This is a genomic window from Flavobacterium sp. TS_SC_5, assembly GCF_056156265.1.
The window spans coordinates 1,259,901-1,286,359 of the sequence record NZ_CM149588.1 but is presented as its reverse complement, the minus strand read 5'-3'; the positions used below and the strand labels follow the sequence as shown (position 1 = coordinate 1,286,359).

19 protein-coding genes and 1 pseudogene are annotated in these 26,459 nt (G+C 36.2%); all 20 read right to left on the bottom strand.

Translation table 11 applies throughout. The features are described 5' to 3' along the window. Positions 1-18 precede the first annotated feature (18 nt). Positions 19-1,758 (bottom strand): T9SS type B sorting domain-containing protein, encoded by a 1,740-nt coding sequence (locus AC0J6S_RS05665; protein WP_474955825.1) that lies wholly within the window; start codon positions 1,756-1,758, stop codon positions 19-21. Beyond that, positions 1,730-7,921, bottom strand: a complete 6,192-nt coding sequence (locus AC0J6S_RS05660) for a beta strand repeat-containing protein (protein ID WP_474955824.1) — start codon at positions 7,919-7,921, stop codon at positions 1,730-1,732. The genes AC0J6S_RS05665 and AC0J6S_RS05660 overlap by 29 nt, the downstream gene beginning before the upstream one ends. Positions 7,922-8,814: 893 nt before the next feature. Then, positions 8,815-9,798 carry a Gfo/Idh/MocA family protein gene (locus AC0J6S_RS05655; protein ID WP_474955823.1) on the bottom strand — a complete coding sequence of 328 codons (984 nt, stop codon included), beginning with the start codon at positions 9,796-9,798 and terminating at the stop codon, positions 8,815-8,817. Positions 9,799-9,932: 134 nt separating this feature from the next. After that, the gene (locus AC0J6S_RS05650) at positions 9,933-10,655 is read right to left on the bottom strand and encodes a DsbA family oxidoreductase (protein ID WP_474955822.1); all 723 of its coding nucleotides are present in this window, start codon (positions 10,653-10,655) and stop codon (positions 9,933-9,935) included. A gap of 196 nt (positions 10,656-10,851) precedes the next feature. Further along, positions 10,852-12,222, bottom strand: a complete 1,371-nt coding sequence (locus AC0J6S_RS05645; RefSeq protein WP_474955821.1) for an NADH-quinone oxidoreductase subunit N — start codon at positions 12,220-12,222, stop codon at positions 10,852-10,854. 13 nt (positions 12,223-12,235) lie between these two features. Beyond that, positions 12,236-13,678: a complex I subunit 4 family protein gene (locus AC0J6S_RS05640; RefSeq protein ID WP_474955820.1), complete on the bottom strand. Its 1,443-nt coding sequence runs from the start codon at positions 13,676-13,678 to the stop codon at positions 12,236-12,238. Between the two features lie 105 nt (positions 13,679-13,783). After that, entirely contained in the window at positions 13,784-15,670 is a 1,887-nt protein-coding gene (gene nuoL, locus AC0J6S_RS05635; RefSeq protein WP_474955819.1) for an NADH-quinone oxidoreductase subunit L, read from the bottom strand. A gap of 6 nt (positions 15,671-15,676) precedes the next feature. Beyond that, positions 15,677-15,997: an NADH-quinone oxidoreductase subunit NuoK gene (nuoK, locus tag AC0J6S_RS05630; protein ID WP_066079401.1), complete on the bottom strand. Its 321-nt coding sequence runs from the start codon at positions 15,995-15,997 to the stop codon at positions 15,677-15,679. Between the two features lies 1 nt (position 15,998). Next, positions 15,999-16,511, bottom strand: coding sequence for an NADH-quinone oxidoreductase subunit J family protein (locus tag AC0J6S_RS05625; RefSeq protein ID WP_474955818.1), 513 nt, complete (start codon positions 16,509-16,511; stop codon positions 15,999-16,001). Next, a complete protein-coding gene (locus AC0J6S_RS05620) occupies positions 16,511-17,056 on the bottom strand; it encodes a NuoI/complex I 23 kDa subunit family protein (RefSeq protein ID WP_474955817.1) in 546 nt (181 codons plus the stop codon). The genes AC0J6S_RS05625 and AC0J6S_RS05620 overlap by 1 nt, the downstream gene beginning before the upstream one ends. A gap of 115 nt (positions 17,057-17,171) precedes the next feature. Beyond that, a complete protein-coding gene (gene nuoH, locus AC0J6S_RS05615) occupies positions 17,172-18,224 on the bottom strand; it encodes an NADH-quinone oxidoreductase subunit NuoH (protein WP_474955816.1) in 1,053 nt (350 codons plus the stop codon). Continuing rightward, complete coding sequence (locus AC0J6S_RS05610) at positions 18,217-19,266, bottom strand: NADH-quinone oxidoreductase subunit G (protein ID WP_474955815.1); 1,050 nt, start codon at positions 19,264-19,266, stop codon at positions 18,217-18,219. Before AC0J6S_RS05610 ends, nuoH begins: the two co-directional genes overlap by 8 nt. A gap of 18 nt (positions 19,267-19,284) precedes the next feature. Beyond that, positions 19,285-20,652, bottom strand: coding sequence for an NADH-quinone oxidoreductase subunit NuoF (gene nuoF, locus AC0J6S_RS05605; RefSeq protein WP_474955814.1), 1,368 nt, complete (start codon positions 20,650-20,652; stop codon positions 19,285-19,287). A gap of 1 nt (position 20,653) precedes the next feature. Then, a complete protein-coding gene (locus AC0J6S_RS05600; RefSeq protein ID WP_282713898.1) occupies positions 20,654-21,184 on the bottom strand; it encodes a complex I 24 kDa subunit family protein in 531 nt (176 codons plus the stop codon). Between the two features lie 84 nt (positions 21,185-21,268). After that, positions 21,269-22,506: pseudogene (locus tag AC0J6S_RS05595) on the bottom strand (NADH-quinone oxidoreductase subunit D). Between the two features lie 35 nt (positions 22,507-22,541). Further along, complete coding sequence (locus AC0J6S_RS05590; RefSeq protein ID WP_474955813.1) at positions 22,542-23,063, bottom strand: NADH-quinone oxidoreductase subunit C; 522 nt, start codon at positions 23,061-23,063, stop codon at positions 22,542-22,544. Positions 23,064-23,066: 3 nt separating this feature from the next. After that, positions 23,067-23,615 (bottom strand): NADH-quinone oxidoreductase subunit B, encoded by a 549-nt coding sequence (locus AC0J6S_RS05585; RefSeq protein WP_474955812.1) that lies wholly within the window; start codon positions 23,613-23,615, stop codon positions 23,067-23,069. Positions 23,616-23,701: 86 nt separating this feature from the next. Then, positions 23,702-24,067: an NADH-quinone oxidoreductase subunit A gene (locus AC0J6S_RS05580; RefSeq protein WP_113664546.1), complete on the bottom strand. Its 366-nt coding sequence runs from the start codon at positions 24,065-24,067 to the stop codon at positions 23,702-23,704. A 284-nt stretch (positions 24,068-24,351) separates the two neighbouring features. Next, the gene (locus AC0J6S_RS05575; RefSeq protein ID WP_007137066.1) at positions 24,352-24,546 is read right to left on the bottom strand and encodes a cold-shock protein; all 195 of its coding nucleotides are present in this window, start codon (positions 24,544-24,546) and stop codon (positions 24,352-24,354) included. 132 nt (positions 24,547-24,678) lie between these two features. Further along, positions 24,679-26,424 carry an aspartate--tRNA ligase gene (gene aspS / locus AC0J6S_RS05570; protein ID WP_474955811.1) on the bottom strand — a complete coding sequence of 582 codons (1,746 nt, stop codon included), beginning with the start codon at positions 26,422-26,424 and terminating at the stop codon, positions 24,679-24,681. Positions 26,425-26,459: the final 35 nt, after the last annotated feature.

The following is a 26,459-nucleotide window of genomic DNA, read 5'->3' as shown; positions in this document are numbered from 1 at the left end:
TTAGAAGATATGTGCAAATTATTTGTTAATGTATAAATATCCTGCTTTCTTAAAAGTAGTTTCAGTGCTATCCTTATATCTCAAAATATAATAATAAACTCCCACAGGCAGTTCTTCAGATTGTTTGATAGTTACTCTACCTTCTGATATCCCTCTAAAAGCTCTATCATCATTATTATAACCACTTCTCTCAAATACCAAAACTCCCCAACGATTATATATTTCAACTGTATTATCGGCGTAGCACTCTAAACCTCTTATTCTAAATACATCATTATTTCCATCTCCATTTGGCGAAACAGCATTAAATACTTCTATTACGCATGCTTTAAACGATAATACCGTTGGCCTGTCGTCTGTACTAGTAGAATTGTCTGATAAATCTCTAGCGATAATACCCTGAGGAGTAGTCCCCGTTACTTCTGCTTGATTAGATACGGAGCCTAAATTAATATCATTTTGAGTTAACCTATAAATCCCTTGATAAGCAGTGTTATTTGTCTCTCCAATTTGCAATAAAAGTATAGGATCACCCGATAAAATCAAACCTGGTAATATATCAGTAACCGTAACGTTAGAAAGCGCAACATTACCCATATTTGTAATTGAAAAATTATAAGTAATCGTTTCACCCGCTACTGCAAATCCATCACCATTTTCATCATTAAAAACTGCTGTTTTAACAATAGCTATTTTTGGTACTTCATCGACAACTACAGTTGCTTGGCTTGTGGTACAAATCAACGGATTAGATCCTATTTCACATATTTGGTATGCAATAGTGTAGGTACCTGCAACTGTATTTGGCGCTACAGTTAAGTTCCCCTCAGCATCAATACTCAATGGGCCACTGCTTACTGGCGTTACATCAGTATTACTTGTTGTAGCTGGTGCTCCGTTAATAGTATCATTTGATAGTACGTTTCCGCCGGTGGCTGGAATTGTATCGCTATTGGCTACAAGTGAATTACTTACCACTACTGTTGCTATTGCTCGTCTACAATTCGATGGTATTGCCCCTACTTCACAAATTTCATACTCTATGCCGTAGGTACCACTTGGCGTGTTTGGCGTTACGGTCAAGATACCATTAGCATCTATACTCAATGGGCCACTGCTTACTGGCGTCACATCAGTGTTGAATGTAGTAGCTGGTGCTCCGTTGACAGTATCATTTGCAGTTACATTTCCGCCTGTAGCTGAGAATATAATGTTATTAGCTACAATTAGATTATTTACTACTACTGTTACTTTGGCTGAAATACAATTAGCAGGTATCATTCCTGGTTGACAAATTTCGTAAACTATCGTGTAGGTACCACTTGATGTATTTTGTGCTACAGTTAAATTTCCGTTGGCATCAATACTTAATGGGCCGCTAACTACTGGTGTAATTACAATATTTGTTGTTATCGCTGGCTTGTTATTAACGGTATCGTTCCCTAATACATTTCCTCCTGTTGATGGGAATGTGTCATTATTAGCTACTAGCGAATCAATTACTGCTGTAACTGTGATAGTCAAAGTAGCAGCATTTGATACTAATCCTAAGTTGTCTTTTACCGTGTAATTGATTGGCGTAGTTGTTCCGTTGTAGTTCAATATTGGCGTGAAGGTTACTTCTCCTGCATTGTTTACTGCATAGGTTCCCTCGCCCGCTACTGTGAAAATGGTTTGGATACCTGCTGTGGATGGGTCCAAATCTACTGTGGCAGGATCTATTGTTCCGTCAACATCCGTGTCGTTCGGCCGTGACATTGATTGTTATTGGGGTATCCTCATCTGTAGTTGCCGTATCATCATTTGCTACTGGCGCAACATCATTATCCACTATCGTTCCTGTAGCACTTACTGCTCCATTGTTGATTGTGAACGTTTCATCTGCTTCATCAATAGTATCTTGAGTCGTTGGTACACTTACTGTTCCTGTGGTTGCACCTGCTGGTACGGTTACCGTTACATCCGTTGTCGTGTAATCTAAATCACCCGCTGTTCCATTGGTCAACGTGAAAGTATACGTAGTTGCAACTGCACTTGGGTTGCTCAATGTAAATTCGAATACGATTGCATCGCCTTCTGTCGCGCTTGACGCTGTAATTTCGGTTACTGTTGGTGCATTATCATTATCCACTATCGTTCCTGTAGCACTTACTGCTCCATTGTTGATTGTGAAGGTCTCATCTGCTTCATCAATAGCATCTTGAGTCGTTGGTACACTTACTGTTCCTGTGGTTGCACCTGCTGGTACGGTTACCGTTACATCCGTTGTCGTGTAATCTAAATCACCCGCTGTTCCATTGATCAACGTGAAAGTATACGTAGTCGCTACCGCACTTGGGTTGCTCAACGTAAAGTCAAACACTACTGGGCTTCCTTCTATGGCACTTGCTGGTGCAATTCCGGTTACTGTCGGTGCATTGTCATTATCCACTATCGTTCCTGTAGCACTTACTGCTCCATTGTTGATGGTGAACGTTTCATCTGATTCATCAATAGCATCTTGAGTCGTTGGTACACTTACTGTTCCTGTGGTTGCACCTGCTGGTACAATCACTGTTACATCCGTTGTCGTGTAATCTAAATCACCCGCTGTTCCATTGGTCAACGTGAAAGTATAAGTAGTTGCTACCGCAGATGGGTTGCTCAACGTAAAGTCAAACACTACTGGGCTTCCTTCTGTGGCACTTGCTGGTGCGATTCCGATTACTGTTGGTGCATTATCATTATCCTCTATCGTTCCTGTAGCACTTACTGCTCCATTGTTGATTGTTAACGTTTCATCTGCTTCATCAATAGCATCTTGAGTCGTTGGTACACTTACTGTTCCTGTGGTTGCACCTGCTGGTACGGTTACCGTTACATTCGTTGTCGTGTAATCTAAATCACCCGCTGTTCCATTGGTCAACGTGAAAGTATACGTAGTTGCAACTGCACTTGGGTTGCTCAATGTAAATTCGAATACGATTGCATCGCCTTCTGTCGCGCTTGACGCTGTAATTTCGGTTACTGTTGGTGCATTATCATTATCCTCTATCGTTCCTGTAGCACTTACTGCTCCATTGTTGATTGTGAAAGTCTCATCTGCTTCGTCAATGGTATCTTGAGTCGTTGGTACACTTACTGTTCCTGTGGTTGCACCTGCTGGTACGGTTACCGTTACATCCGTTGTCGTGTAATCTAAATCACCCGCTGTTCCATTAGTCAACGTGAAAGTATAAGTAGTTGCTACCGCAGATGGGTTGCTCAACGTAAAGTCAAACACTACTGGGCTTCCTTCTGTGGCACTTGCTGGTGCAATTCCGGTTACTGTCGGTGCATTGTCATTATCCACTATCGTTCCTGTAGCACTTACTGCTCCATTGTTGATTGTGAAGGTCTCATCCAACTCGTCAATGGTATCTTGATTCGTTGGTACACTTACTGTTCCTGTGGTTGCACCTGCTGGTACAATCACTGTTACATCCGTTGTCGTGTAATCTAAATCACCCGCTGTTCCATTGGTCAACGTGAAAGTATACGTCGTATCTACTGCACTTGGGTTGCTCAATGTAAATTCGAATACGATTGCATCGCCTTCTGTCGCGCTTGACGCTGTAATTTCGGTTACTGTTGGTGCATTATCATTATCCTCTATCGTTCCTGTAGCACTTACTGCTCCATTGTTGATTGTGAACGTTTCATCTGCTTCATCAATGGTATCTTGAGTCGTTGGTACACTTACTGTTCCTGTGGTTGCACCTGCTGGTACGGTTACCGTTACATCCGTTGTCGTGTAATCTAAATCACCCGCTGTTCCATTAGTCAACGTGAAAGTATACGTCGTATCTACTGCACTTGGGTTGCTCAATACAAATTCGAATACGATTGCATCGCCTTCTGTGGCACTTGCTGGTGCTATTCCGGTTACTGTTGGTGCATTGTCATTATCCACTATCGTTCCTGTAGCACTTACTGCTCCATTGTTGATTGTGAACGTTTCATCTGCTTCATCAATAGCATCTTGAGTCGTTGGTACACTTACTGTTCCTGTGGTTGCCCCTGCTGGTACGGTTACCGTTACATCCGTTGTCGTGTAATCTAAATCACCCGCTGTTCCATTGGTCAACGTGAAGGTATAGGTCGTATCCACTGCACTTGGGTTGCTCAATACAAATTCGAATACGATTGCATCGCCTTCTGTCGCGCTTGACGCTGTGATTCCGGTCACTGTTGGTGCATCGTCATTATCCACTATCGTTCCTGTAGCAGTATCTGTTGTTGATCCAACTGGTCCTGTAGTACTGGCGATTGCTACAGTGAACGTTTCATCATTTTCATAAATTCCATCTTCTATTGTAGGTGCCGTTGCAGTAGCTGTTGTAGCTCCCGCTAAGAAGGTTACCGTTACAGGAGTTGTGGTATAGTCGCCGTTGACTGTCGTTACATTGGTAAACCCTAAAGTAACCGTAATATCCGTAGCTGCAGGATTGCTCAAGCTTACTACGAAGCTCAAGTTGCCTCCTTCTGCTATACTTGCATCTGCTATGGTTACATTTGGGGCTGGATAAACCGTTAGTGTTCTTTCATTCGAAACTAAATTTGAACATACAAAATTAGATTCCCCGATAATTACTCTATACTTATATCCACTAAATGTTGAAGGTGCAGAAGTTAAAGTTAAAACATTTGTTGAAACGTCGCTATAAACAGCATTGTTTGATATGTTGGTAAAACCAGAACCAGAATCAACTTGCCATTGGTATTGTGTAACACCAGAGCCACCCGTTGCTATTACACTAAAAGTAGTATTTGTACCAGCATTTATAATTCTATTAAAAGGTTGTGACGTAATTGAACTTGATGTTCCCACAGATGTTACATTACTATAAGACCCTGTATAAGTGGCTGCTGGTAAATTAACTATACCATTAGCTAAAACTGGTGCAATTGCTCCTCCGGTTTGACCAAATTGTTGACCTGAAGCTGCACTTGTAGCGTTGCTATAATACTCATTAGAATCTGAACAGCCATCATTATCTGAATCAAGATCTTGCTGATTTGGCAGACCGTCTCCATCTGTATCAACACAAGCGTTGATGCTTACACTCTGTATTAAAAAATCATCATCATTTACGTTGTTGTTAACATTTCCTGGTAAAGTTGCCAGTGCATCTAAGAAGAAGGATAGTTGTCCATTTGATGGTGCAGTATTTGGTACAATTAACTGAAGATTTTGGATTTGCTCCGCAGGCGCAGTTCTATTATCATGAGGTATGTTTGGACCTACATTTCCAGAAGCTCCATTCAAATACGTTATTGTAGCCGTTGCTGCTGCTGTAGCTGTGGTTTCTCTGACGGTTTCAATTCGTGCATAATCTACATTTGCATATCTTATAAAAACTTGAATAGCATCTGAATTAGCAATAGGCATTCCTGTTTTTGTAATAAAATTAACGTTAATTATTTTTTGACCATTAATATCCGTAAAAAAATTGGTGATGTTTTGTGAAAATGATTGTGTAGCATTATTGGAATTTAATTCAACCCCAGTTGGATCTACATAAACAGTCCCGTTTGAGATTGTCCAATTATTAACTATAGCTCTGTCTCCATCAGAACCACCTTCATCAGTTAAAATGCCATTTAAAACTCTTTCATTTGAGCTGCATTCATCGCTATCTAAAATACCATCATTATCATCATCTAAATCTGCTGAATCATATACACCATCACTGTCATTATCACTAACAATTACAGTTGCAGTTGCAGTTTTGCAATTGGCTGGAATAGCCGCTGTTTCACATATTGTATAATTAATCGAATATGTGCCTGCTGTAGTTCCTGCTAAAACAGTTAAGTTACCGTCTGAATCAATAGAAAGTTGAGGAGTTGAAACTGGTATCACATCAGTATTGGAAGTAGTTACTAATGTCCCATCGATAGTATCATTAGATAGGACTGAGCCGCCCACTTCTGAAAAATTATCATTAGTAGCAACTAAATTTCGTGAACCAATAATTGTAATAATTAAATTAGCATTAGCAGTATTACCAGAACCTGGAATATTATCACTAATTGAATACGGTATTGAATCTGTAAGAGTTTGACCAGACGTTAAAGCTAATATAGCTGGATTACTAGAGTTTAAAGTATAAGTATAACTACCATTAGCATAAATGATAAAAGTGCCATATGTTCCCGTAACAGGTACACCTACATTGGTTGTCAAACCATCAACTAGTAAAACCCCAGAAGCCTCATCGTCTTGCCAAACCAAATCAGTTAAACCTGCAATTTGCTGACCAGGATCGGGTGCAGTTACATTAGGACCATAGTTATAAGAAAATTCTAACTTGTCAATAGGGCTATTAAATGAAATCGTCACATTACCATGTGCATCATTAGCAGGAACAGATCCTGTACCATAAAATGTATCTGAACCTGTTTGTATTATTGAACCTGCGACTTGCTTGTTGTAATTAGCATTGGCTCCTGCCAAACTACCAAGGACTCTCATTTGATCTTGCCAAACATTAGTTTGACTAAAATCAATATCTGATAAGGCAAAAGATATATTAGCTACAGGCTTACTAAAATTAATTGTTAATTTATTATCTCCTTTTACTCCATTAAGAATTACATCTGAAGCAAATAAAAAATAACCAGTATGTCCTCCATTTGTTCCAAAATTAACAGTTTGATTTCCAGCTGCACCAACTCCAACAGGTGTATCTTGAACAAAAGAAACATTTACACCTCCTACAGTTCTTGTTGTTCCATTTACTGTAGCCCCACTTGTATATTGAGATTCCCATACAAACAAAGATGTATTTCTATCCAGCCTATCCGTCCCCAAACCACTATCATCAGAAATAACATTACCAGTAGCTACAGCACTGGTCCCTACAGTAACATTATTAGTATTATTTGTTGCCACAGGTGGTTCTGTTACCCCATTTATAGTTACAGTCAAATAACCAAAATCAAAGTTACCTACATTATCTGTAACCTGATAAGAAATAATATCAGAAATTGAGTTACCGTTTTTTAAACCTTTTACTGTAGCATTATCTACATCTACATTATATGAGTATGTACCATTACTTTGTACTGTAATAGTCCCGTAAGTACTAGTGTACCCAGCTCCCACAGAAGATGTGTATCCATGTACTTCAGTAATTGTTCTTGTATCTCCAACTGTTGCATCAGTATCATTCGTTAGTAGATTCCCCGTCACAGGTGTTGGTGAATTTGCTGCAACAGCGTTAGTATCATTAACAGCAACTGGATCACTACCTGTTGATAATCTTGCATAAGCTGATAAAGTAGTATCAGGATCTGTAACACTAATTACTGCGTATCGGCGTGTATCCCCTATTGCAGGGTTTGAATGATAATAGTACTGATTTCTTATCAATATTTCTAAATTATCAACCAGAATTGGTTGTCCAAAAACTTCTGTTATGTCAAACACATTAGCAGTAGCATGTGATATACGCAAAGTATTGGTGCCCACAACAATATCATAAGTCGTCGCAGAGGTAGTACTTATTTGATAAGTCCCTAATAGTGTTGTCCCCGCTGCATCATATGCGTATAACTGTTCATTAGCTGGGTTAGGCACTCCTGCGGGTACTCCATTAGTATTTGATGAAAATGTAATTCTTGCACTAGTGGCCGTACCAGTTGTGGTATTTATCTGGTTATTAAAAACGGCCATAGGATATAATAAGCTTGGTGAATTAACCAATACTTCATTATTAACACCTGGCATTGGACCATTTAAATCAATACTATTAACAGTAAATATTAAATCATTTTTATATCCCTTCTTACTCGAAAGACTCTTATTTTGATTTTTTTTAGATTTTACTTTGTCAAAATCTAAAAAATGTTCTGATGAAATATTATCAGCGGAAGACTCAATTTCATTTGCAAACACAAAAACGGTGGAGAAAAAGAAAAAGAGAAAAAAGACTTCTACAGCTAAATTTAATTAGCCAGTCAGAGCTAAAAAGATTCGGGGTAAGATTTATTTTCATAAAAAACGTTATTAATGGTGCAAAAAAAATCAAAAATCAAAAAAAAATTATTAGAAAAAATACTTTCATCTAGTACAGATAACACTTATGTTTTTTTTATTTTGAAAAATACTTGACTTGGTAAAGTTTATTGAACCTCTAAAAACAAAAAGCAATTCCATATTAAGCTATCTTATTAAGACCTTAAAAATCAAACTACTGTAAATGTTTTTTTTTCTTTCAAAAAAGGATAACTATAGGTTAAACCATGTTGAGAATTAATTATATATTTTTAGTTACGTTAAAATAATCTTTAAGGCTATAAAAAAATCAAATTATATATTGTAAAAATCCAGTCCAATTCCATTTTATAAAAACTAGTAAAGGCAATTTTATTGGCGAAAATATAATCAGTTCAAATAAAGCAACACGATACTTTTACAACTATCAAAGACAAAAAAAACATTCTAACAAAATGTGTAATAACTAAATAAATCGGACTATCGATACTATCTTTAGTATGAAATTCAAATAACTACAGGTTAAAATTAAACTTTGCATTAAAAAAGAATTTTTTTTTTCGGCGGAGAACATAAAAGTTTAGATGAGTGTCACTAAAAGATAGACAGTATGGTAAATTAACCGTGCAAAAACCAAAAAAAATTCATTTCATAAATCACTAAGAAACTATACTGTACAATATTAAACACCTTTATATATTATCACTTTATTCTAATAAAACTTTATACCAGCTGCACAAAAAAAGGCTGTCTTTATCAGACAGCCTCTTTTTGTTATATATAAATTGAAAACACTACATATTCCCGATAATCTGGTCCATAACCCAACTCGTATGTGCTCCCGTTAAACCTGTGGAGGGATGTGTACTATTCCCAAGTAGGTCTTCTCGCATTTGCTGCACATGATATAACTGAATATTTTCAGGATGTTCAATAAACAATTCCTTTTGTCCTTGTGCGTTAGAAAGCACTACTGGATCATTTTCAAATACAGAAAAGGTTATTTTTCCCTTGCTTCCATAAATGTCCACTTTATCTTCCCTTTCATAGCAACCAAAGTTCCAGCTTCCTGAACCGGTAATTCCAGACTCATGCAACCAACAAGCCGCAGCGGCATCTTTAGCTGAATAGAATCCCTGTTGATTGAGACTTAAACCGGAAACCTCTTTTATATTTCCCAAAAGATGCGTGAATAAATCCAGTCCATGACTTGCTAAATCATCAAAATAACCGCCTGTAGCAATAGCGGCATCAGTTCGCCAATTGTCTTCTCCAGATAAATCTTTAGCATTTGCCGATTTACTCAAATGCCATCTTATGTGCCTGATTTCGCCAATGCAACCCGTATCCAACCATGTTTTCACTTGTTTAAAACGAGGCAATGTACGCCTGTAATAGGCAACAAACAAAGGAATATTTTTTGTTTTAAAAGCAGTATAAATGTCGAGACTGTCTTGATAAGTTGGCGCCAAAGGTTTTTCGATGCAACAAATCTTACCGGCTACAGCGACCTTGAGTCCGAAAAATTTATGAACATCGGGAGGAGTAGCAATGTAAATGGCATCAATTTCAGGATCATTAATTAAATCATCAGCATTGGTGTAATACTTGCTTATTCCGTGTCTTTTAGCATAATCAGCAGCTTTATCCGTATCTCTTCGCATTACTGCGACCACTTCAAAACCATCTGTTTTCTGGTATGCAGGACCGCTTTTGAGTTCGGTAACATTTCCACATCCCAATATTCCCCAACGGATTACTTTTGTATGTTCACTCATAATTACTGATTTTTCATTGCTTCTGACAGTTGTGCAATAATGCAAATGTTCACATTATAATTAAACTATTCATAAATTGAGTTTCATTTAGATATAACACCTCATGTAACTTTGTTTCTGAATGGTTTGAAAATCTATTTTAATTCACAACCATCAATTCCGCAGCTGTCTCCATCTGTACCATTCAATACCGTTATTTTCGAATCAAATTTACCTTCTTCCCATGCTTTTTCAAGAGTTTTCACAAAAGTTTCAACATGTTGTGCACCCGAAACGGCATATTTATTATCGAAAACAAAGAACGGAACCCCTTGAACACCGATAGATTGTGCTTCATCAATATCTTGCTGCACTTCATTTGCGTAAGCATTCGAGTGCAATACTTCATCAATGGATTCAGCATTCAATCCTACTTCCAATCCCAATGCTTTCAAAGTATCTAAATCATTTATGTTCTTGCCCTCCGTCAAATAGGCTTTGAATAATAATTCTTCTAAGTGATTTGCCAAATTATATTTTTTTGCCAAATACAACAAGCGATGCGCATTCAATGAATTAGCCATAACTGCTTTTTCAAAATGAAAATCCAGTCCTGAATTTTTAGCATTTAGAGTCATACTATCAAGCATCTCTTGTGCCCAATAGGTATCTTTTCTATATTTTTCTGCCAAATGATCGACCATATTATCCTCCGGAGAAGCTATAAAACTTGGATCCAACTGAAAGCTTTTCCATTCGATTTCCACTGCATCTTTATGTTCGAAATTCTGTAATGCACCTTCTATTCTTCTTTTTCCGATATAACAAAACGGACACATAATATCCGACCAGATTTGTATTTTTAATGTATTTACCATCTATTTTATATAATTAAATTCAAATTTATTCTGTGATACAAAATTAATCAATTCAATTTTTACCTTTTTGTGTTTTAGTATTTTATTATAGATACTTGAATAGTATATATTTATTCCAATCCAGAAAACAAGTTTAAACCAAAAAAACCATCAAAATTGCTCTTGATGGTTTTCTGTATATTTTTAAAATTTTGGTTTATGCCAATAAATCCAATATTAAAGAAGGGAATAAACCTAAGGCGATATTCAAAACAATTGCTATAACAGCAACGGCATAAATGATAACCGGAGTTCCTTTTCGTTCTTCATTTGGTTCTTTCGTGTACATCGCCAAAATTAATTTGAAGTAGTATCCAACGCTAATAATAGAATTTACTACTGCTACGATTACTAAAGCCAAGTAACCTGCTTGAATCGTTTGATTGAACAAAACCAACTTAGCAAAGAATCCGGCAAAAATTGGAATACCAGCCATAGAAAGTAAAGCTGCCGTAAGAATGGCGGCTAACAATGGATTGGTTTTTCCTAATCCGTGGAAATTTACAATATCTTCGTTGTCTCTATTTTTACAAACGTATAAAATCACACTAAAAGCGGCGATTCCAGATAAAGAATATGCTGAGGCATAATACAGCAAACTTCCTGCTGATGTAGACAAACTCAACAAAGTCATCAACATAAAACCAGCATGAGAAACTCCTGAAAAAGCCAACATCCGTTTTACGTTCGTTTGTCTCAATGCCATTATATTACCAACGGTCATCGATGCCATAGAAATAATAACAACTACCATTTTGAATGACTCAGAAACATCAGCATTCATAACCGATAATAATTTGTACAAAGTCGCCATAGCAACTACTTTCGCCAATGTACTCATCAATGCGGTTGTCAATGCTGGAGAACCTTCATAAACGTCCGGTGCCCAGAAATGGAATGGAACTGCAGCCACTTTAAACAACATTCCAATTGTTACCAATACAATTCCGATTGGAAACCAAACCGGCAATTCGGCTGATTGTGATAATTCGCTGATTTCAGTAACATCAAAACTTCCCATGGCTCCGTAAATTAAACAGATACCAAACAAAATAATTCCTGAAGCAAAAGATCCCATTAAGAAATACTTCATCCCAGCTTCGTTACTTTTTAAATTCATACGATCACTTGCCGCAAGAATATAAAGAGCAATAGATAAGACTTCGATTCCTAAAAAGAACATCGCTAAGTTTCCAAAAGAAACCATCGCCACTGATCCTGCTAATAAAAATATTTTTATGGCAATGTAATCAGAGATTTTAGATTGATGATTTTCGTAAAAATTATGTCCTAAGGCAACCAAGAAAATAGTAAGAACAATAAACAAAGACGAAAAAGTACTTGAAAATTTACTAACAACAATCATGTTGTTATAGTAGCTTTCTGTTGAATTAAATTCAGATATCGTTAAACCCAAAACTCCCAATAATCCGATGATTGTTATTGGTACAATGGCTTTCCTTAAATTAAATATTTCAAATAAAAGGCATAAAACACCTAATCCTATTATAGCTATTAATGTATTCATTTTTTGATTTGACTTAGTTAATTCGGTTTATTTGAGTTAAAATTTCTTCCAGACTTGGCGTAATCAAATCGGTAATTGTCTTTGGATACATCCCAAAAAAGAATAAAACACCAATTATAAGCACCAAAGTTATTCCTTCATTGATCGTTACATCTGCAAATGGCTTTGAATTGGTTTCCCCTAACATTGCATGTTGAAACATTTTCAACATATAATACGCACCTAAAATAATGGTTGTTCCTCCTAAAATGGCAAACCAAATATTAATTTGTGAGAGACTGTATAAAATTGTGAATTCTCCAATAAAGTTAAAAGTTGTTGGCAAGGCAACCGATGCCAATACCAAAATCAAAAACATCGAAGTGAATTTTGGTGATTGCGTACGAATTCCGCCCATCTCAGCAATAGCTCTAGTTTCGTATCTTCTGAAAATAATTTCAGCTGCGTAAAATAATCCAACAACTACAAATCCGTGTGCAATCATTTGTAAAACTGCTCCACGCAATCCGTCTAATGTCAAAGTATAAGTTCCTGCTGCTATTAATCCAACGTGAGCCAAAGAAGAATACGCTAATAATTTCTTTAAATCTTTTTGTTTCAAGGCAACGATGGATCCGTAAATCACACCTGCAATTCCTAGTCCTATGAAAATGTACATATATTCTTTGGCTGCCAATGGTGCCAATGGCAATTGCCAACGAATAACGCTATACAATCCCATTTTTAGCATGATACCAGATAAAAGCATAGTACCAACAGTTGGTGCTTTTTGGTATACACCCGCTTGCCAAGTGTGGAAAGGAATTAATGGAATCTTAATCGCATACGCTAAGAAGAAAGCCAAGAATATCCATAATTGTTCGGTTGCTGACAGATTCAATTTATATAAATCTTCTAATAAAAGACTTCCGGCTTTTTGATACATATAAACAAAAGCCACCAACATAAATAAAGAACCTGCTAAGGTGTAGATAAAGAATTTAACTACTGCTTTTTTGCGTTCTTCTGCATCTCCGTTACCCCAAATTAAAGCAATGAAGTAAATTGGAATTAAAGATAATTCCCAGAAAATATAGTACAACAAACCGTCTGACGCCAAAAATGTTCCTGCCATTGCAAACGACATAAACAAGATTAACGCATAAAATGATTTTGAATTTTTATAGTCATTCCCAAAAGAAGAAAATATAATTATTGGAGTCAAAACCGTGGTCAATAAAAGCATCGCCATCGATAATCCGTCTGCTTTTAGAGCAAAAGAAATATTAGGTTGTGTGATCCACTGGTTGATGAAACTGATATTTTCACCTAAATTATAGTGATTTAATAATACAATAGAAGCGCCTGCTGCAGCTAATCCAAAGAACAAAGCCACTTTTGAAGCCAGTTTATCGCCTGCAAGAAAAGTTGCAAACGCACCAACCAAAAGTATAATTAATATTAGAGATACATTCATTTGTAATTTTTTATTGTTTTTTAAAGGTCAAATGTAATAGACTTTTAAAAGATAATTTATTTTAAAATTGAAATTTTGGTATTAAAAAGTCTATTTCATGATAGATTATTGTTGAGCTAAAAATAAATAAGAAACAATGGCACAAAGCCCTAATACGAAAACAAAAAGATAAAGACCAATGCTTCCATTTTGTATTTTCTTTCCTTGGTAACTTATTTCGCTGGTAACTTTTCCGAATCCAAAAACTAAAGCTGACAAACCTGTTTCTATAGTGTCTCTGAAAAAACGAGACAAGAAATTAATTGGTTTTACAAAAATAGCATCATAAAATTCATCAACATAATATTTATTGTAAAGCACTTTAGAAAATCCTGTGATAGCAGCATCTTCAGTTGGAACTGTATTTTGTTTGATGTATTTGGCGTAAGCGATACCAATTCCTACTAGTCCACCTACAACAGCAATGGCCATTAAGATATATTCAGTAGTTCCTAAATGGTGTTCTGTGGTTGCTAATTTTGGTAAAATAGGAGTCAAATATTCATTCAACCAACTGTTTCCAGGCAAACTAATCATACCACCTATAGTAGCCAAAATTGCTAAAACAATCAAAGGAATCGTAATCAAAGCAGGACTTTCGTGCAAATGGTGCTTTTGTTCTGATGTTCCTCTGAATTCTTGGAAGAATGTCAAGAACATTAAACGGAACATATAAAAAGCAGTCATTATAGAGGCAATCGAAGCCACAACCCATAACGGAATATTTTGATGGAAAGCCACTAATAAGATTTCGTCTTTCGAGAAAAATCCTGAAAACAATGGAACTCCGGAAATTGCTAAAGAAGCAATCAACATTGTCGCAAAAGTAATTGGCATTGCTTTTTTCAAACCGCCCATATTGCGCATGTCCTGTTCGCCGTGCAAAGCATGAATTACAGAACCTGAACCCAAGAACAAACAAGCTTTGAAGAAAGCGTGAGTGATTACGTGGAAAACAGCCACTTCATAAGCGCCCAATCCTAAAGCTAAAAACATTAATCCCAATTGAGAAACTGTAGAGTAAGCCAATACTTTCTTGATATCATTTTGAACCAATCCAATAGTTGCAGCAACCAAAGCAGTAACAGCTCCAACTACAGCAATTATAGATTGAACATCTGGAGTCAAATCAAACAAGAAATTTAATCTGGTAATCATAAAAATCCCGGCAGTTACCATCGTAGCCGCGTGAATTAATGCTGAAACCGGCGTTGGACCCGCCATAGCGTCCGGTAACCAAGTATACAATGGAATTTGTGCTGACTTACCACAAGCTCCAATGAATAAAGCGAAAGCAGCAACAGAAAGCCAATACATATCAAGATTTGTTGAAGTAGCAATAGCCGTTTTTAAAGTAGCGTAATCTAAGGTAGAAAATAAATTTCCAAGAATGAAAATTCCAATTAACAACCCTAAATCACCAATACGGTTCATGATAAATGCTTTCTTAGCAGCGTCATTATACTCTTGGTTTTTATGCCAAAATCCAATTAACAGATATGAACAAAGACCTACGCCTTCCCAACCGATGAACAATACTAATAAGTTACTCCCTATTACCAAAGTAATCATAAAGAATATAAACAGATTTAAATACGCAAAAAACTTGTGCATATTTTCATCATCGTGCATGTAGCTTATCGAATACAAATGAATCAAAGATCCGATTCCGGTCACGAAAAGCAACCACAAAATAGACAATTGGTCCAACTGAAAGCCAAAATCAACATTGAAATTACTGATTTGAATCCAGTCAAAAAGTGAAATACGAATTCCTTCCGGTTGTGCTGAAATTCCACCAAAGAAATAAGCAGTTGCAATAAAAGAAACCAAAACTGAAAGTGTTCCGATTATTCCTGAAAGCGATTTTCCAAGGCTTTTGCCAAAGAAAACATTGATTAAAAATCCTAAAAAAGGAGCGAGAACTAAAACTAAAGCTATATTGGTATTCATTTCCATTTATCCTTTTAAGTTTTTTAAATTATCGATAGTAATTGACCCTAAATTTCTAAAAATAGAAACCAAAATTGCCAATCCTACCGCAACTTCTGCCGCAGCAACTGCCATCGAAAAGAACACAAAAACTTGTCCTTGCGCATCTTGATGATAGGTTGAAAATGCTACAAACAATAAGTTTACTGCATTCAGCATAATTTCAATTGACATAAATACGATAATGGCATTTCGTCTGTACAACACCCCAAAAACGCCAATACAAAAAAGTATTACGCTTAGGAATATATAATTTTCAATACCAATGTGGTTTAAAATATTGTTCATCTTATTTTTGCAATTTTTCTTTTTTAGACAATAACACAGTTCCAATCATAGCAACCAAAAGTAATATGGATACAAATTCAAAAGGAACCATATATTCATTCAACAGTATTTTACCCAATACTTTTATAGATTGGTAATCTTCGCCGGTAGTGACATATTCTCCAACAATAGGTTTTGAATTGATAAAAATGGCTATTAGAATTAAGCAAATCAAGCAAAAAGAAACAATAGCTCCTACTCTTGTAATTCTAGGACGGTGCACTTCTCTTTCCTCATTTAAATTCATCAACATGATGGTAAATAAAAACAAAATCATAATTGCTCCAGAATACACAATAACGTGAACTATCGCCAGGAATTGAGCATTCAATAATAAGTAATGACCTGCGATAGAAAAGAAACAAATAACTAAATAAATAGCACTGTGAATCGGATTTCTGCTAAAAATTGTTAAAAATGCGGTTGCTAATGTAATAGCAGCCAATACACAAAAAATAATAAGTACTGTAGACATTAGTTAGCGTTTTTAAGTTGAGCATTTTGAATTGCGATATCTAAAGGCATGACTAATTTATCTTTTCCAAAAATAAAATCTTCTCTTTCATAACTGGAAGGAACCAAAACTTTAGAAGTCGTAAGGTAGATAGCGTCTTTAGGACAAGCCTCTTCACACAAACCACAAAAAATACAACGCAACATATTGATTTCATATATCGACGCATACTTTTCTTCTCTGTACAAATGTTTTTCATCTGCTCTGCGTTCTTCAGCCTTCATCGTAATTGCTTCAGCAGGACATGATAAGGCACACAAACCACAAGCCGTACAGTTTTCACGACCTTGCTCATCACGTTTCAATTGGTGTTGACCGCGATACACCGGACTCATTTCACGCACTTGCTCCGGATACTGAATCGTTACTTTTCTGGTGAACAAATGCTGAATTGTAATTATCAAACCTTTGACAATCGCAATTAGATACATTCTTTCCCAAAAAGTCATCTCCTTGTTGGAGACTAGCTTTTTTCTTCCCGATAAGGATATACTTTCTATTGACATTTTTTATTTTTATTTGAAGCTTAATCCTGCTATTCGTTTCAATCTTTATTGTTTTTTAAAGAAAAAACAATAAAGGATTTACACTGCTATCAGGGCTAGGGCTTTTTGGTACTTATTAAAATCCTAAATATGCAGCAATATCTGCTCGCAAAATTACAATTCCAGTAATTATAATATTAATAATCGCTAACGGGATTAGAATTCTCCATCCCAAATGCATCAGTTGATCGTATCTGAATCTTGGAATAGTCCAACGAACCCACATGAAGAAAAATATGAATCCACATAATTTGATAAACAAAGCACCAAATCCTAAAACATTGGCAATATTTACACCCCAATTTTCAACAGCCCAGCTCATTCCAGGATAATTATAACCTCCAAAAAACAAAACCGCTAAAATAGTGGAAGAAATAAACATATTCGCATATTCAGCAAATAAATAAAATCCCATTTTCATCGATGAATATTCGGTGTGATATCCTCCAATTAGTTCAGTTTCACATTCCGCTAAATCAAAAGGAGTCCTATTTGCTTCTGCAAAAGCACAGATTAGAAAAATAATAAAAGATAGAGGCTGATAAAAAACATTCCAATTCATTCCAGCTTGTTGCTCAGATATTTCTCTTAAACTCAATGTTCCGGTCATCATCAGTAATGCAATTATGGACAATCCCATAGCAATTTCATAAGATACCATTTGCGAAGCAGCACGAACAGCACTGATCAAAGAGAACTTATTATTTGAAGCCCAACCACCAATCATGATTCCGTAAACACCGACTGACACAACCCCAAAAAAGTATAACAATCCGATGTTTAGATCAGTAGCCTGCAATAAAATATCTCTTCCAAATAAATGCAGCCTGTCTCCCCAAGGAATTACAGCACTCGTCATTAAAGCGGTGCTCATAGCAATTGCCGGCCCTACAAAAAACAAAAATCTGTTTGGTGTATTCGGTTCAAATTCTTCTTTCGAGAATAATTTTAAACCATCAGCAAGCGGTTGAAACAATCCAAAAGGACCCGCCCTGTTTGGACCAACACGATCCTGAAGCCATGCGGCAACTTTTCGTTCAGCCCATGTGGAATACATTGCCATCAACATTGTCAGAGCAAAAACTGCAACAATAATGACACTTTTTTCTATGATAATAGTACTATCCATTATTACCCAAGCTTTTTTGATTAATAATGTCTTCTTCAGTCAATGGAATTTCGACCATGCTTATTTTCTTACGGTCTTCTTCTCTACCTAAAAGAATATGATCTTCAGTAGCGATTTCCACTTTTTGTAATTTTCTGTTGTATTTATTTTGGTTAATAACCGAATCTTTTTCGAATGCTCTTGGTCCTTCAATAGCCCAGTCTTTTATTTCTTTATGATCAAAACGACATCCGTTACAAATAAATTCATCTACTTCATGGTACTCATCTTTTCTTCCGGTAACACGTTGAATTTCGTCACCAAACATCCAAACAGTGGTTTTTCCGGAGCAAGTAGGACAATTTCTGTGTGCATTGTAAGGCTTGCTGAACCATACTCTAGATTTAAATCTAAATGTTTTGTCAGTCAATGCTCCTACAGGACAAACATCGATCATGTTTCCTGAGAACTCATTATCAACTGCTTTAGAAATACAAGTCGATATATTAGAATGATCTCCTCTATCCATTACTCCGTGAACACGATCATCGGTTAACTGATCTGCAACCATTACACAACGGTAACAAAGAATACAACGATTCATGTGCAACTGAATATTTGGACCAATATTTTCTGGCTCAAAAGTTCTTTTTTCTTCGATAAAACGAGTTTCTGATTTCCCGTGCTCAAAGCTCAAATTTTGCAAATCACATTCTCCTGCCTGATCACAAACCGGGCAATCTAACGGGTGATTGATCAATAAAAACTCCGTTACTGATTTTCTGGCTTCTTGAACTCTTGGTGAAGATTTACTGTTCACTTCCATTCCGTCCATACAACCTGTTACGCAAGATGCCATTAATTTAGGCATTGGTCTTGGATCAGCTTCACTTCCTTTTGCAACTTCCACTAAACAGCAACGGCATTTTCCACCGCTTCCTTTTAGTTTAGAATAATAGCACATTGCTGGCGGAACTACTTCCCCACCTATCATACGCGCCGCCTGCAGGATTGTTGTTCCTGGTTCTACTTCTATGCTTTGACCGTCTATGGTTACTTTCATTTTCTGAAATTCTTGACTTTATACGATTACTTTAGAAACTAAATGCTTAACTTTTTCAAAAGGTTCAGCGACAAAATGATCTCTATTCTTTATTTTTTCCGGAAAACGGATATGGTATTCAAACTCTTCTCTAAAATGACGAATTGCTGCTGCTACTGGCCACGCTGCTGCGTCACCTAACGGACATATTGTATTTCCTTCAATTTTACTCTGAATACTCAACAGTAAATCGATATCTTCTTCACGACCGTGACCGTTCTCTATTCTATGCAAAACTTTTTCCATCCAACCAGTACCTTCACGACATGGGGAACATTGCCCACAGCTTTCATGATGGTAAAAACGAGAGAAATTCCAAGTATTACGAACGATACAAGATGTATCATTGTAAACGATGAATCCACCTGATCCTAGCATGGAACCTGTTGCAAATCCACCGTCGCTTAAAGATTCGTATGACATCAAACGATCTTCACCGTTTGCCGTTTTATAAATTAAATGAGCTGGTAAAACGGGAACAGAACTTCCTCCTGGTACAAATGCTTTCAAAGGCCTGTCAGAACTCATTCCGCCTAAATATTCATCAGAATTCATGAATTCATAAACACTTAAACCCATTTCGATTTCGTAAACACCAGGATTTTTAATATGTCCTGACGCCGAAATTAATTTGGTCCCTGTAGAACGTCCAATACCGATTTTAGCATATTCCGCACCTGAATTATTAACAATCCATGGCACAGCGGCAATAGTTTCTACGTTATTTACAACCGTAGGATTTGCCCAAAGTCCTGAAATTGCAGGAAATGGTGGCTTGATACGAGGATTTCCTCTTTTTCCTTCCAAAGATTCTATTAATGCAGTTTCTTCACCACAAATGTAAGCTCCGGCACCACAATGAACATAAAGTTCTAAATCATACCCTGAACCCAATATGTTTTTACCCAAAAATCCAGCAGCTTTTGCTTCGTTAATGGCTCTTTCTAATATTTTATAAACCCACATGTATTCTCCACGAATGTAGATATAGGAAAGGTTTGCTCCCAATGCATAACTGGACGTAATCATTCCCTCGATCAATAAATGAGGAATAAATTCCATCAAATAACGATCCTTGAAAGTTCCTGGCTCTGATTCATCCGCATTACAAACTAAATGTCTTGGTTTTCCTGATTTTTTATCAATGAAACTCCATTTCATTCCTGCAGGAAATCCTGCTCCGCCACGACCACGCAATCCTGAAGTTTTCACTTCTTCAACCACTTCGTCCGGTGTTAATGTTTTTAGGGCTTTTTCTACTGAAGCATAACCACCGTTTTGACGATATACTTCGTAGGTTTTAATTCCGGGAATATTTATTTTGTCTAATAATATTTTTTGTGACATATTATTTATCGTGTAATATTATTGTATCATTTTTACAATCTTCTATTAACTGGTCGATTTTTGCTGCAGTCAAATGTTCTTTATAAAAATCGCCTAATTGCATCATTGGAGCGTAACCACAAGCTCCTAAACATTCAACTCCTCTAACTTCAAACAGACCGTCTGGCGTAGGTTCACCCACTTTTACACCTAATTTTTCACAGGTATAATCCATTAGATCTTCCACTCCATTCAAACAACAAGGGGAAGTTTGACAAAATTCAAACATGTATTTTCCAATTGGTCTTTGGTTGTACATCGTATAAAACGAAACTACTTCGTAAACTTCAATTGGTTTAATCAAAAGGATTTCGGCTACTTTATTCATCAATTCAATACTCAACCAATTCTCATGAGCATCTTGAACTTCATGTAAAACAGGCAATAATGCCGATTTTCTTTTGTCTTCAGGATAATGACTGATCAATTCATTGATGCGAGTCATCAATGCTTCAGTCATATTTATTTCTTGTTTGTGATACGTTCTTTCCATTTTAATTATTTTAAATTCTGAATTCTAATTTTCAAATGTTTTTGACTTTCATTCAAAATTCATAATTCATCATTTATAATTTTACTAAGCGTCTAATTCTCCAGCAATAACATTTAAACTTGACAAAATAACAATTGCATCCGACAGCAAAGCCCCTTTTATCATTTCAGGATACGCTTGATAGTAAATAAAACAAGGTCTGCGGAAATGCAATCTATAAGGAGTTCGACTTCCGTCAGTAACCAAGTAAAAACCTAGCTCTCCGTTGCCTCCTTCTACAGGATGGTATATTTCAGCAACTGGAACGGGAACTTCTCCCATAACGATTTTGAAATGGTAAATCAACGATTCCATACTTGTGTAAACATCTTCTTTTGGAGGAAGGTAATAATCCGGAACATCAGAATGAAAGTCATTCCCTTCCGGCATTTTTGCTAATGCTTGACGAATAATACTTAAACTTTCCCAAACTTCGGCGTTACGAACACAAAAACGATCATACGTATCACCCGATTTTCCAACTGGAACTATAAAATCAAAATCTTCGTAAGAAGAATACGGTTGTGCTACACGAACATCATAATCGACACCCGCAGCACGCAAATTTGGACCTGTAAATCCGTAAGCCATCGCTTGCTCAGCTGTTATAGCTCCAACATTTACAGTTCTGTCAATAAAGATTCTATTTCTTTCAAATAAATTTTCAAATTCTTTCCAAGCTGCTGGAAAGTCTTGTAAAAACACATCTAATTTTCTAAAAGCTTCTGGTGACCAATCTCTTTCGAAACCACCAATTCTTCCCATATTAGTTGTTAAACGCGCGCCACAAATTTCTTCGTAGATTTCGTAAACTTTTTCTCTAAATTGGAACACATATAAAAATCCGGTATACGCTCCGGTATCTACTCCAAGAATTGAATTACAAATAATATGATCCGTGATTCTTGCCAATTCCATTACGATAACTCTTAAATATTGCGCTCTTTTGGGAACTTCAATATCCAACAATTTTTCTAATGTCATCCACCAACCCATGTTATTTATAGGTGATGAACAATAGTTCATTCTATCCGTAAGAGGGGTAATTTGGTAAAATGGACGGTTTTCAGCAATTTTTTCGAAAGCTCTATGAATGTAACCAATAGTAGGTTCCGCTTCCAGAATTCTTTCTCCATCCATCAATAGGATATTTTGAAAAATACCGTGTGTAGCCGGGTGAGTTGCGCCAAATTAAGAATAGTAAGCTCGCTTCCATCTTCATTTAATTGGGCTGCAATTCTATTAGCATAGCGATGCTCTGGTGGTAATAATAGTTCTGACATTTATTTAATGTGAAAAATTATAATAGTGTGTGTTTTTAATAATTGTCGGTTGTTCTTCCAAAGAAACGGTCGTCTTTATCAGTTCTTCCGCCATCTTCCAATGGAAATTCTTTACGCATTGGAAAAGAAATCATTTCATCCATATTCAAAATACGTTTTAATTGAGGATGACCAATGAAGTTAATTCCATAAAAATCATACGTTTCTCTTTCCATCCAGTTAGAACTTAAGAAAATGTTTGATATCGTTTTTATTTCTGGATTTTCACCGTTGATAAACGCCTTGATTTTAATTCTTTTGTTTTCATACCAATTGTGTAGATGATATACCACTGCAAATTGATGGTCCACATCATTGTCAGGATAGTGAATCCCACATAAATCAGTTAAAAAATGAAAACGTAATATCGGGTCGTTTTTCAAAAAAAGAATCACCGCTGTAATTTTATCGGCAGCGACTTCAAATGAAAATATATCTTTTTCCTGGATGAATTCAAAAACATCTGAATCAAATGTTTCAACTAATTTTTCTTGGATTTGTATCGTTTCTAGCGCCATTATTTATTTGATGTTATAAGAAGCCAATAATTCTTGATATTCTGGAGAACTTCTTCTTCTTACCGATTCCGTTCTAACCAATTCTTGCAATTTCATAACTCCATCAACGATCTGCTCTGGTCTTGGCGGACAACCCGGAACATAAACATCAACCGGAATTACTTTATCAATCCCTTGCAAAACAGAATAAGTATCAAAAATTCCACCAGATGAGGCACAAGCTCCAACAGCAATTACCCAACGAGGTTCCGACATTTGTTCATATACCTGACGTAAAATTGGCGCCATTTTTTTCGAAATAGTCCCCATTACCATTAACATATCGGCCTGACGCGGAGAAAAACTAACCCGTTCAGAACCAAATCGAGCTAAATCATAGTGTGACGCCATTGTCGCCATAAACTCTATACCACAACAAGATGTTGCAAAAGGCAAAGGCCACAATGAATTTGCACGAGCCAATCCCACAACATCATTTAGTTTTGTAGCGAAGAAACCTTCACCAACAACACCTTCTGGAGGGGCAACCATATTTATTTTAGAATCACTCATTTTTTATTTTTTTGAATTACAAATTTTGAATTACAAATTAAAATGAAACCATTTATATTTTAAAATTCAGCATTTAAAACAAATTTTTACTCCCACTCTAACGCTTTCTTTTTGATAATATAGAAAAAACCCACCAAAAGCAAAAGCATAAAAATTACCATCTTAACCATTCCTTCCATGCCGAGCTCTTTGAAATTAACAGCCCAAGGATACAAGAAAATCACCTCAACATCAAACAAAACAAATAAGATGGCAACAAGAAAATATTTTACTGAAAAAGGGATTCTTGCGTTTCCAACAGATTCAATACCACATTCGAAGTTTTTATCTTTAGCTTCAGAGGAACGCTTAGGCCCTAATTTACCTGAAACCAATATTGTACCAACTACAAAACCTACAGCCAAAATGAACTGCATGACAATTGGAATATAATTTAATTGATCGGATTGCATATTGTGTGTTTTTTTATTAAGAGTAAGTGGCAAAGATAACTTTCAAAATATTAAATAACAATTAAAACTTAAAAATACATCTCTACTACAACGATGTAAATTTACAGTTTTTATTTATTATAAATAACGAAAGACTGTTTTCTTAAGATCTGTTTAACGTTTTTTTATTTAACAATTTTAAAGACCAAGCTTATTTTTTCAGATGTCATAGGTACAAAAAAAAACGCTTCGATAAAATCGGAACGCTTTAAACATTCGTAGGCAAAAAAAATATTTTTTTATGCTTAGATCACTGCTACTTTCGCAGCAACTTTTCCTTTTCTTCCTTCTTCTTCTTCATAGCTAACTCTGTCACCTTCGCGTAATTCTTCCGCGTTGATTCCTGATGCATGAACAAAAATGTCTTTTCCTGTTTCTTCGTCTGTAATGAATCCGTAACCTTTAGACTCATTGAAAAATTTAACTGTACCTGTACGCATTGTAATTGTAATAATAATTTATAATGAAGCAAATGTAATATTTAATATAATACGAAATGCTATCTTCTGTTTTTATTTTGTAAAAATATTGATATTCAACGTTTTCTAACAAATAATTCCGACCAACTGCAACTAAGCTAATTTTATATGCAACTCTTTTAGCTGTAATTCGTCGATTACAGATGGCGCATCGATCATAACATCCCTTCCAGAATTGTTTTTTGGAAAAGCAATAAAGTCACGAATCGTTTCTTGACCTCCAAGAATAGCAACCAATCTATCCAATCCAAAAGCCAAACCTCCATGAGGTGGCGCACCGAATTGAAATGCATCCATTAAGAATCCGAATTGAGCCTTCGCTTCTTCTTCCGTGAAACCTAAATATTTAAACATCAATTGTTGTGTCGCTTTATCGTGAATACGAATAGATCCACCGCCAATTTCATTTCCATTCAAAACCATATCATACGCATTGGCACGAACTTTCCCCGGATCAGTTTCCAATAAATGCATGTCTTCTGGCTTAGGAGATGTAAAAGGATGGTGCATGGCATGGTAACGACCACTTTCTTCATCAAATTCCAATAAAGGAAAATCAACCACCCAAAGAGGAGCAAATTCGGCTGGATTTCTCAATCCTAAACGAGTTGCCAATTCCATTCTTAATGCGCTTAACTGTGTTCTTGTTTTATCAGTAGGACCAGAAAGCACAAAAATCATATCTCCTGGTTTTGCACCAGTGATTTTGGCCCATTGTGCTAAATCATCTTGATCGTAAAATTTATCTACTGATGATTTATAAGTTCCGTCTTCATTGCATTTTACATAAACCATTCCGGATGCACCCACTTGTGGACGCTTCACCCAGTCAATCAATCCATCAATTTCTTTACGAGTATAGTTTCCAACTCCCGGAACTGCAATTCCCACGATTAATTCCGCAGCATTGAAAACTGGGAATTCTTTGTGCTGTGCTACTTCATTCAACTCACCAAATTCCATTCCGAAACGAATGTCCGGTTTATCATTACCGTAGGTTTTCATCGCATATTCATAGGTAATCCTTGGGAATTTATCCACGTCAATACCTTTTATTTCTTTTAATAAATGTCTAGTCAAACCTTCAAATACATTCAAAATGTCTTCTTGTTCCACAAAGGCCATCTCACAATCAATTTGTGTAAATTCCGGTTGTCTGTCTGCACGTAAATCTTCATCTCGGAAACATTTCACGATTTGGAAATATTTATCCATTCCCCCAACCATCAATAATTGCTTAAAAGTTTGTGGTGATTGCGGCAAAGCGTAAAACTGTCCTTCATTCATTCGAGAAGGCACCACAAAATCTCTGGCTCCTTCTGGAGTTGATTTAATCAAATAAGGCGTTTCTACTTCACAGAAATCCAAATCCGAAAGATATTTACGGACTTCCATTGCTACTTTATGGCGAAAAAGCAAACTGTTTTTTACAGGATTTCTTCGAATATCAAGGTAACGGTATTTCATTCGGATATCTTCACCACCATCTGTTTCATCTTCAATGGTAAACGGAGGCGTAAGCGAAGCGTTTAGAATGGTAAGTTCTGTGACTAAAATTTCTATATCACCGGTAGCCATGTTTTTATTTTTGGCTTCACGCTCAATCACAGTTCCTTTTATCTGAATTACAAATTCACGACCAAGTGTTTTTGCCAACTCAAAAACGGACTTTTCAGAACGACTTTCGTCAAAAATTAATTGTGTAATTCCATAACGGTCACGTAAATCGACCCAATTCATAAAACCTTTATCGCGTGATTTTTGAACCCATCCCGCAAGTGTAACTTCAGTGTTGATATGTGAGGCGTTTAATTCGCCACAGTTATGACTTCTATACATGTTCTAAATTTTAGATTATTTTGCCCTTCGGACAC